The 210-nt window shown below is 60.0% G+C and carries 1 protein-coding gene; it reads right to left on the minus strand.

Annotation, left to right across the window (positions count from 1 at the left end; all coding sequences use genetic code 11):
- Positions 1-210: Orn/Lys/Arg decarboxylase N-terminal domain-containing protein (locus AF337_RS41430; protein WP_152971343.1), on the minus strand; the 210-nt coding region annotated here is incomplete at both ends.

The following is a 210-nucleotide window of genomic DNA, read 5'->3' on the forward strand; positions in this document are numbered from 1 at the left end:
CCTCCGAAGAACGGTGGCAGCAGCGACTTGCCGTAATTGACCAGACTGGAGATGATCTGCTTGGCGTAGAAGGCCGGTGTCTGCTGCCCGAGATAGATGAAACCGTCCACCTCGCCAGCCATTTCCACAACGTCCAGGTCCGCGATGGTCAAGGTATCGGCCATCGCCCAGACGGGAGTGCGAAATCCAACGTCCCGGACGGAGCGAAGG

The organism is Rhizobium ecuadorense (genome assembly GCF_001187535.1).
Classification (GTDB): Bacteria; Pseudomonadota; Alphaproteobacteria; order Rhizobiales; family Rhizobiaceae; genus Rhizobium; species Rhizobium ecuadorense.